Here is a 2,199-nt window from a genome sequence, read left to right as displayed (position 1 = left end):
GCACGGGCGACGTGATCGCGCAGACCTGGACGTGGATCGGCGGCTTTGCCGCGCCTTCGGACAGCACCGCGAATCGGCGGATTATCCCCACCGCAAACGACGCTTATTACAAACGCGCCGTGATCATTGAGCACGCAAGCTAGGATGGCCTTTACGGGCGCTGAAAAAATACAGATTCGCCGTTTCTGCGGCTATCCGGTCTTTGGCAATTCTCCAGGTACAGGACTCGGCTATCGCTTCCATCCGTATTACGAAGCGCTGGAATGGAAGATGAATCATCTGTGTGCTGAAGAAGAGCGACTGGTGCGCGAAATGTATCTACCGCGTCTGGCGCAATTGGAAACCGATCTGTTTGATCAGACGCGGGAGAATCTGGATACCGACGCGGCCACCGGCTGGACGCATAACCAGGCGGAACATCGGGACAGAGCCGCGTTGTTCGACGACCTCAGACGCCGGTTCTGCGGTTATTTAGGCGTTCCGCCTGGGCCGGATTTGGGACAGGGCGGGATTCGGGTGATGGTGTAATGGATGCTTTGACGCTGCAACAGAAGATTTACAGCGGCTATGCCAAGGCCGCGCAACGTCTGGGGCTGGAGACACAGGTATTTAGGCCAACGCAGGCGGATGACCCGTTTACCCATCCCGTGTTAACGCTTAAAGCCTGTTTCAATGCGAGCCGCACTACTGGAGCCGCGCCCCGTCTCGGTCAATCCACGTGGCAAGGCCGGTTTGATGGCCGGCAGACGCAAGCGGGCGACTATTTATGGCGCGAAGACGGCGCGATCTGGTTCATCGCCGCGCAAGCGCTGCATGCGGACATTGCCTGTATACACTGCGATGCGCGCGTGCGCATTCAGCGTGCGCAGAAAACACAGACCAAAGGCGCGGTGGGATACGAAGGGGTGTCTGAAACACCGCAAACGGTGCTTGGTGCAAAGGCAGCGTGGCCTGCTTCCCTCCTGTTTGGTGGGCGCGGGCAGCAGGGCGCGAATCTGCCGACCAGTGAAATCGACGCGGGTGATATCGCCTTGCTGCCCGTTTCCGTACCGATCATCATTCAGCCTGCGGATGGTTTGATAGACGATCTGGGGCGGCATTACCGCGTGCGCGCGGCGGAGAAAACAGAGATGGGCTGGCGATTGCAGGTCTACGAGGCGCACCCCTAATGGCCGATGTTGCAGAAGTCGGGCAAGCGCTGGTGAGCGTTATCACTCAGGCCGCCTATCCAAACGGCATCGATCAGCCGTCTATCACCGGCTGCGATATTGCGGTCTTTCAGGGCTGGCCGAAATTTGAAGCGCTGAGCGCCGCGCTCGATGCCGGCCATGTGCAGATTTCGGTTTTTCCACGACCCGATGAGCGGGTTACGACAGTGACCGCGGACGATGGAGGCTGGGATGAACAGAGCCATGAGGATAAAACGGGGATTGGCCTCCGCGAGATTCGGCGGCAGACGCGCACCTTTCAAATCACCGTGTGGGCGAACCGGCCCGATGCACGGGATTGCGTGGCAAAGGCTGTCGACGGTGCATTGGCAACCCTCAGCCGTTTACGCCTTCCGGACGGTACAGAAGGGATCATGGCTTATGTGAACTCGGTTCAAGACGATGGTTGGCAAAAACAGCGGATTTACCGGCGCGATGTGTTCTATGCGGTGAACTATCCCACCGTGCAAACACAGACTTATCCAGTGATTCGACATGTTCAGACGAACGTGAGCACAGGCCCCGCGCCGGATATGCAAGGGCCGGTGAAGACCATTATCACAAGCGCGCATACAACGCGAGCGGAAAGATAGAACCGTCAGTATCAGACGATACATACACCGTCATTGGCATTGCCTCTGGCGGTTTTTTTATTTTTGGAGAACCGATATGCCTATCAGTCAACAAGGCGCACTCAACACAACCGCGCTGTATGTGCCCGATGTTTATGTCCAGATTGTCCCGCCCTCTGAAAACTTTCTGAACGGCGTACCGACGAATATTCTCGGCATCGTCGGCACGGCGCAATGGGGGCCGGTCAATGCGCCGGTGACGGTCGGCAGTCTGGCGGATTATGTTCATCGATTCGGCAATATTGCACCACGGTTACACGATATGGGAACAGCGATTTGGGCGGCGGTGCTGAATGGAGCCAACAACTTCCGCTGCGTGCGGGTCACAGATGGCACGGATACGGCGGCCTGGGCTGAAC

General features: G+C 57.8%; 3 protein-coding genes and 1 pseudogene. All 4 read left to right on the top strand.

From position 1 onward, the window contains the following. Positions 1 to 144 precede the first annotated feature (144 nt). On the top strand, positions 145 to 528 hold the full coding sequence (locus tag CAGGBEG34_RS09070) for a hypothetical protein (RefSeq protein WP_006683337.1): 384 nt from the start codon (positions 145 to 147) through the stop codon (positions 526 to 528). Next, positions 528 to 1,169, top strand: coding sequence for a hypothetical protein (locus CAGGBEG34_RS09065; protein WP_006683336.1), 642 nt, complete (start codon positions 528 to 530; stop codon positions 1,167 to 1,169). The genes CAGGBEG34_RS09070 and CAGGBEG34_RS09065 overlap by 1 nt, the downstream gene beginning before the upstream one ends. Continuing rightward, complete coding sequence (locus tag CAGGBEG34_RS09060; RefSeq protein WP_006683335.1) at positions 1,169 to 1,801, top strand: hypothetical protein; 633 nt, start codon at positions 1,169 to 1,171, stop codon at positions 1,799 to 1,801. The genes CAGGBEG34_RS09065 and CAGGBEG34_RS09060 overlap by 1 nt, the downstream gene beginning before the upstream one ends. 76 nt (positions 1,802 to 1,877) lie before the next feature. Next, positions 1,878 to 2,199: pseudogene (locus tag CAGGBEG34_RS09055) on the top strand (phage tail protein); the annotation flags it as partial.

It is taken from the genome of Candidatus Glomeribacter gigasporarum BEG34, assembly GCF_000227585.1.
Taxonomy (GTDB): domain Bacteria; phylum Pseudomonadota; class Gammaproteobacteria; order Burkholderiales; family Burkholderiaceae; genus Glomeribacter; species Glomeribacter gigasporarum_B.
Note: the sequence above shows the minus strand (reverse complement) of the source record. Positions and strands in the feature narration are given on the sequence as shown.